Raw genomic sequence first — 6,628 nt, 5'->3', positions numbered from 1 at the left:
ACCCAGCAGGATGTGCTCACGCGTCTGAGGCATAGGGCCATCAGTTGCAGCAACAACCAGGATTGCACCGTCCATCTGCGCGGCACCAGTGATCATGTTTTTAACATAGTCAGCGTGTCCAGGGCAGTCAACGTGCGCATAGTGGCGTGCAGGAGTGTCATATTCTACGTGTGAAGTAGAGATGGTGATACCACGAGCTTTTTCTTCAGGCGCATTATCGATCATGTCGAATGCTTGCGCTGAACCACCGTGTGCTTTAGCCAGCACAGTAGTGATTGCTGCAGTCAGAGTGGTTTTACCGTGGTCAACGTGGCCAATAGTACCAACGTTTACGTGCGGTTTGGAACGTTCAAACTTTTCTTTTGCCATTTTCTATAATCCCAGCAAAGTTACTTAAAAACTTTTTTGATTTCAAATACATAAAATATGAGCTGGGGAGAAGAATGGTGCTGATAGGCAGATTCGAACTGCCGACCTCACCCTTACCAAGGGTGCGCTCTACCGACTGAGCTATATCAGCACACTATAATGGAGCGGGCAGCGGGAATCGAACCCGCATCATCAGCTTGGAAGGCTGAGGTAATAGCCATTATACGATGCCCGCGTTCCTAATTCTCTGGCCACCTCATAGAAAAGTGGTGGAGGGGGCAGGATTCGAACCTGCGAAGGCTGAGCCGGCAGATTTACAGTCTGCTCCCGTTGACCGCTTGGGTACCCCTCCAGAGATTGATGGTGCCGACTGCCGGAATCGAACTGGCGACCTACTGATTACAAGTCAGTTGCTCTACCAACTGAGCTAAGTCGGCACTACATCAAGTGGCTGCGCATTCTAGAGTAATCATTTACTCAGTGCAAGGACCTTTTCGAATTAATTTCGAAATTTTTCTGACCGTTGAATCACTTATCAACTTTCAGAACCAGACGCCAGGATTTCACTCTTGGCGTAGCGGGCGAGTCCAAGCACCACCAAATTCGCGACGAGGATGCTACCATCGAATTGTGCGAATGCAAGCATATTTTTGCCGCCACCCCCTACAATTACTGAAAAATCCGTTTGATTGCTCGCCAAATAATCAAGCGCGCTCAAATAAACACCACGCACCGCCGCCATACACCCAAATGCCACGCATTCTTCGGTATCCTGCCCTACCCCAAAATCGTCCGGAAAATGGCTGTTCGCAGTCACCCTTGCAGTATTTTTCACCAATGCATCACGCATCAGGGTATAACCCGGGGTGATCCAACCGCCTAAATGTTGTCCATTCGCAACAAAATCACAGGTAATGGCGGTCCCAATATCGATCACCGCAAAGGGTTTGCAGGTTATTGCTTGGCCAGCCAACATTGCCAGCCAGCGATCTACCCCCATTTTTTCTACTTTGCTGTAACTATTTTGCAGGTCAAATCGTTTTTTTTCTGTTTCGATTACGCGTAAGGGGATATTTAGACGGGAACAATAATCAGAAAATTGCTGCTCGATAGTTACCGATCCGACATTGGAGAGATAAATTGCAGTGACCTGCGCTTGATTTTTCAGTGCTTCAAACAGTGCCGCAGGGGTGGTGGCAGAAAAAACAACGTCGGGGTCATCCAGCCGGGCGTATTTAACCGCGCTGTTACCAGCATCTACCAATAAAATGTGCTGTTCAGTAGCCACGTAGGCTGACCTCGCCACCATGGAAGCGGGTGATACCGTCTTCAGTCTCTACCAGTAACGCACCACTGGCATCCACGCCGCGGTCGATGCCGCAAAAACGTTTTTCGCCCATCTGCAATACAATGCGCTTGTCGGCAAAAATATCCAGGGTTTCCCACAGCGGCACAAATTTGCCGAAGCCATGGGACGAAAATTCCTCCAGGTGATGCCACAACTGTTCGATGATCGCGGCGGCCAGGGCATTGCGATCGGGTTCTTGATCGAGCACAGCACACAAATCAGTATGCGGCTGACCAACATCAAATTGATCAACCGGCATATGCACATTAAGCCCGACGCCAATGACACAATGTGCAGTGGCGCCAATCTGCCCTTCAACTTCTATTAATATCCCGGCTAATTTTTTATTGCCCAGATAAATATCGTTGGGCCACTTCACCTGAGCATCGGGCACCCCGGCTTGTTGCAGCGCTTCGCACATGGCCACGCCAACCAATAATGACAGCCCTGCCATGCTTTGATACCCATCAGGAAACGACCAGTACATCGAAAAAGTCAGGCTGCCACCTACCGGCGCCAGCCATTGGCGGCCATGCCGGCCTCGCCCGGCGGTCTGGATCTCCGCCAGCACGGTATCGCCATCGGCTAATTCATCGCGGCTGTGCTGAATACGTTTTTTCACTTCAGAGTTAGTGGACTCCAGCACTGGAGCCACATCCACCACCGCCAACCGGTTTTTGGTCAGATGCTTTTTAATTTTGTCAGTACTTAATAAGGTAAATGGCCGGTTCAGGCGATAGCCTTTGCCTTTAACTTTGAAGACATCCAGCCCCCAGTCGGATAACTGGGTAATGTGGCCGGCCACTGCAGTGCGGGATAACCCAACCTGGTGAGCAATGGTTTCGCCCGAGTGAAACTGGCCATCAGCCAGTAAGGCTAAGATATGTTGACGGATAAGCTTCGATGCTTGTTTCATAATGTGATAAGTCCCTGTTGTCCGACCAACCTCACCTCTGGCTCGAGTGTCACCTCAAACTGCTTGTTTACCTTATCCAAAATGGCTCTGGCCAGTGTCACCACATCCTTACCGGTGGCACCGCCTAAATTAGTGAGCACCAGAGGCTGGGTCGGGTGGCAGCGCACCTGCCCCAATTGATGCCCCTTGAATCCGGCCTGGTCGATAAGCCAGGCAGCGGGCACTTTGACCTGTTCATTCCCCACCGCATAGCCGGGGATATCGGCAAATTCAGACTGCAGGGCTGCATAGCGTGCGGCACTGATCACGGGGTTTTTAAAAAAGCTTCCTGCATTGCCCAGCATTTTCGGGTCGGGCAGCTTTTGCTGACGCACCCGTATCACTTCCTGATAGATGGCTTCAGGGCTCGGATCTGCCAGGGCTTTTAACTCCCCGTAACTGGTATTGGCCTGGTAAGCTTTGGGAAGACTAAAATTCACATGCGTAATAATCACTTTGCCTGCCAGCGCATGTTTAAAAATGCTGTCGCGATAACCAAAAGCACAGTCAGTGTTGTAAAGCGTGTCTATCTCGCCGGTAGCAAGATTCAGCATTTCTACTGACGCAATAAACTGCGCTACTTCTAATCCGTAGGCACCGATATTCTGAATCGGTGAGGCACCCACCGAGCCCGGAATGAGTGCCAGGTTTTCCATGCCATACCAGCCATTTTCCAGCGCAGTGGTCACAAGGCTATGCCAGTTCTCCCCCGCCCCTACGCGCAAAAGATAAGCGTCGTCAGTTTGCGCAGTCTCAATACCGGCAATTTTGTTGACCAACACGGTGCCAGGGTAATCCTCGATAAACAGCGTATTGCTGCCCTCACCTAACAAATAAAAGTGCTTGGTTTCCGCAACGAGTGCGCGCAACTGGTCAACAGAATCAAAATGCACCAGGGCCTTGCAAGAAGCAGGTAACTGGAAAGTATGGTGAGGATGTAACTCGGGCACAGACGCACCTTATAGATATTGCAAAACTGCCGTCATATTAGGGGATGTTGCCGGGGATGGAAAGGTGATGCCTATATAAATGAAGGGAATCAGGCTATTGGACCTTGGATTTTGTGGTTTTGCGCTCAAAGGCGTGAAGTGCGTTTAGCGCCCCTTCATCAGAAACATTTTTCAACAGACGTTTAAGTATTGGCGCTTCAGCTTGCTTGGATTGTGCAATCATTTGTAAAACCTGGTTGTAAGCATCGCCCACGTGCTTACGTCCCTGTTCGGTCGCTGCGATTAGCTCTGGTGTTTGCATGCGACTGTGTACACACTCGCAATATCTGCTCCATGCCTCATGGTTAAATGCCAGTGACTGACCTTTACCTGAGTTTAGATAGCCGCTGCGATTATCTTTAAACCGCGATTTCTTAATGTTTTGGCCGATTGGGCGCCCACGCGAGAGCATCGCGACGTATTCGAGTTCACTGCGGTACATGCGGTGAATAACAAACGCCCGTCCTGTTACATCAGCAAGGTTTAGCGGCTGCAACCTTGAAAAGTGCGTGTTCAAAGGCTCAAATGCCGAGTTGTCATCGCGCGCGTAATGCAGATCATCGGCAACCACATTATGTGCATTCATGGGTGTCGGCTTAAGAAACGTTTTATAAACCGACTTAATCTGTTGTGCTGCCTGCACCTGGATAGCGGGTGCCTGTAGGACCGGGCAAAAAGCCTCTTGCTCATCGACTTTGTTCAACCAGTTAAAACACACAACATCATTTTGCCAATGTGAATGTAGCCACTGCTGGATTGAAGTGGTCAAATCAGCGGGTACCCAAAACTCATCAATGTCTAAAAACATGACGTGGGAGTAACCCTGCTTGTACGCACGGGCAAAGGCGTGTTGATAAACATCTACCTGTGGAGACCCGGACTGGTTGGCATTAAACACCTTGTCCGCATTGAAAAACCGAACTTGCGATGGTTCAAAATGATGAGCCAGTTCAGCGGAGTTGTCACTACAGTTATTGTAATGAACTTCAATATCATCAAAACCAAAATACTGATGATGGCAAATCCACTCTGCCAAATAGGCTGCTTCATTGCGCGCAACTGCAACTAATTTGAGCTTGATGCGCCGCCGGTGTCGCAATATATGAGCACGTCGTCGCCATGTTGTACTGCGTACTAACTTTTCAATATGTTGCTTAATGCGATGATACACGTGCGCCAGACTTTTCTGATTTCCGTTTTTTTACAATCTCAAGAACATCGCTTAGCGTGATATTTTTCAATAAACGCTTTAACAAAATATCTTCTTGTTGCGGTGCATCCTTTAGCATCTGTAATACCGTATTGTACCGCTGCAACACGGATTGTTCAGCGTGTTCGTGCAACTGCCGGATCTCTGATGAGGACAAATGCTCATCTAAGTATGCGCTGTAGTTCTCGAAGGCTTTTTCAGGAAGATTGAGTGTGGATCTTTTTGTATAAACATCGTAGCCGCGACGATTATTTTTAAATATCGACGAGCGCTTGGCCTCTTCGATAGGCCTGCCTCGCCCAAGCATCGCTACATACTCCAGCTCGCTGCGGTACTGGCGATGAAGAACTACAAACTCAGACTTTTCGTAAACGTGCTTTTCGTTAGACACTTTGGACATATCATCGCGTTGTGAGCTAAAGGTTGCTTCACCGGTCATTGCATAGGTAAGATTCGAACTCACGACATTGTGTGGGTTCATCACCGGCGGCTCGACAAAAGACTTCACGCATGATTTCACTGTGGGGGAATACTCAACAGCTAACTTTGGCTCGATTGCCCGACCAAAAAGTGACATGTCATTAAGTTTATTGGCCCAGTGAATACAGGTGACATCAGCGTGCTTGTTATCCAACAGCATTGCAGGAATCGAGCGTTCAAGATTTTTAGGTATCAAAAATTCATCAACATCCAGAAACAACACATGAGAAAACCCGTCAGCGCGAGCCCGCTTAATAGCATCGCGATAAATCGCCACTTGCGGCGATTTGATATGACCATCAAACCCAGCGTCAGCGTTGATAAAAGAAACAGGATATTTTTGTTGCAGGTGCTCACCTAGTGCGACGGTATTGTCATCACATTGATTATAATGCACTTCGACATGAGCAACACCGAAATACAAGTGATGCAGAATCCACTCCGCTAAGTACCGCCCCTCATTTTTGGCCACTGCGACCAAACGTACCTTAGGCTTCGGAAAGCGCACCGCGTGCTTAAGTCGAGAGATCGGTAGGTAGGGTTCAAACAATGCCCTTACCAACAACTTCCGTAGCATTTATATTGCCTGCCTAGTGGAGAAAAGCACGCATTATACGGTGTTTCGCGGCGTTGACCAATGGCAATACTGAAAACTCACATCAGTGGTGGATTAAATTAGTGGAGAAACGTCACAATGACTCAACGACCCGATGGGTTGGATGTCCACGGGTGTACGCGCAGCTTTGCTGCGCTTATACGAAAAAAGCCCACTCGAATGAGTGGGCTTTTTCGTGTAATAGGAGTCTGGCGGTGTGCTACTCTCACATGGGGGCGATGAGCGGTGAGCGTAGCGAGCGAGGGGTGCCAGTGGCACGCCGAGAGTGAAAAGCGCGAGGCATGGATGCCGAGCTGGACAATGCACCAGGGATGGGTGAGGCTGCGGTTTGCAACGCAAATTTAAGGTGACTTAACGTCACCTTAAAAGGAACGAACGGGCGTACAGGACGTACGCCCTGGCACTAACTAACATGGATGTTTCCGAATGCATTGACTCAACGACCCGATGGGTTGGGTGTCCATGGGGAGCCGCACGCCAGTGCGGGTCCTAAAAGCAAAAAACCCCGCTTGCGCGGGGTCTTTTGTTTTTCGAATTGGGAGTCTGGCGGTGTGCTACTCTCACATGGGGAGACCCCACACTACCATCGCCGCTAACGTGTTTCACTTCTGAGTTCGGAATGGGATCAGGTGGTGCCACGTCGCTATGGCCGCCAGACAAA

6 protein-coding genes, 4 tRNA genes and 1 rRNA gene are annotated in these 6,628 nt (G+C 49.4%); all 11 read right to left on the bottom strand.

From position 1 onward, the window contains the following. A partial coding sequence (locus tag ACTUJZ_RS15895) for a GTP-binding protein (protein WP_463637319.1) occupies nucleotides 1-369 on the bottom strand: 369 nt, incomplete at its 3' end. A 75-nt stretch (nucleotides 370-444) separates the two neighbouring features. Further along, a tRNA-Thr gene (locus ACTUJZ_RS15890) sits at nucleotides 445-520 on the bottom strand. A 9-nt stretch (nucleotides 521-529) separates the two neighbouring features. Beyond that, nucleotides 530-604 (bottom strand) — tRNA-Gly (locus tag ACTUJZ_RS15885). 32 nt (nucleotides 605-636) lie between these two features. Beyond that, nucleotides 637-721 (bottom strand) — tRNA-Tyr (locus tag ACTUJZ_RS15880). Between the two features lie 9 nt (nucleotides 722-730). After that, nucleotides 731-806 (bottom strand) — tRNA-Thr (locus tag ACTUJZ_RS15875). 98 nt (nucleotides 807-904) lie between these two features. Continuing rightward, the gene (locus tag ACTUJZ_RS15870) at nucleotides 905-1,657 is read right to left on the bottom strand and encodes a type III pantothenate kinase (RefSeq protein WP_463637318.1); all 753 of its coding nucleotides are present in this window, start codon (nucleotides 1,655-1,657) and stop codon (nucleotides 905-907) included. Continuing rightward, nucleotides 1,647-2,633 (bottom strand): bifunctional biotin--[acetyl-CoA-carboxylase] ligase/biotin operon repressor BirA, encoded by a 987-nt coding sequence (gene birA, locus ACTUJZ_RS15865; protein ID WP_463637317.1) that lies wholly within the window; start codon nucleotides 2,631-2,633, stop codon nucleotides 1,647-1,649. Before birA ends, ACTUJZ_RS15870 begins: the two co-directional genes overlap by 11 nt. Then, nucleotides 2,630-3,622: a UDP-N-acetylmuramate dehydrogenase gene (murB, locus tag ACTUJZ_RS15860; protein WP_463637316.1), complete on the bottom strand. Its 993-nt coding sequence runs from the start codon at nucleotides 3,620-3,622 to the stop codon at nucleotides 2,630-2,632. Before murB ends, birA begins: the two co-directional genes overlap by 4 nt. A 94-nt stretch (nucleotides 3,623-3,716) precedes the next feature. After that, a complete protein-coding gene (locus ACTUJZ_RS15855) occupies nucleotides 3,717-4,832 on the bottom strand; it encodes a glycosyltransferase family 2 protein (RefSeq protein ID WP_463637315.1) in 1,116 nt (371 codons plus the stop codon). Next, a complete protein-coding gene (locus tag ACTUJZ_RS15850) occupies nucleotides 4,816-5,928 on the bottom strand; it encodes a glycosyltransferase family 2 protein (protein WP_463637314.1) in 1,113 nt (370 codons plus the stop codon). The genes ACTUJZ_RS15855 and ACTUJZ_RS15850 overlap by 17 nt, the downstream gene beginning before the upstream one ends. Nucleotides 5,929-6,508: 580 nt before the next feature. After that, a 5S ribosomal RNA gene (rrf, locus tag ACTUJZ_RS15845) occupies nucleotides 6,509-6,624 on the bottom strand. Between the last annotated feature and the right edge of the window lie 4 nt (nucleotides 6,625-6,628).

It is taken from the genome of Alteromonas sp. WD8-37 (assembly GCF_055326825.1).
Note: the sequence above shows the minus strand (reverse complement) of the source record. Positions and strands in the feature narration are given on the sequence as shown.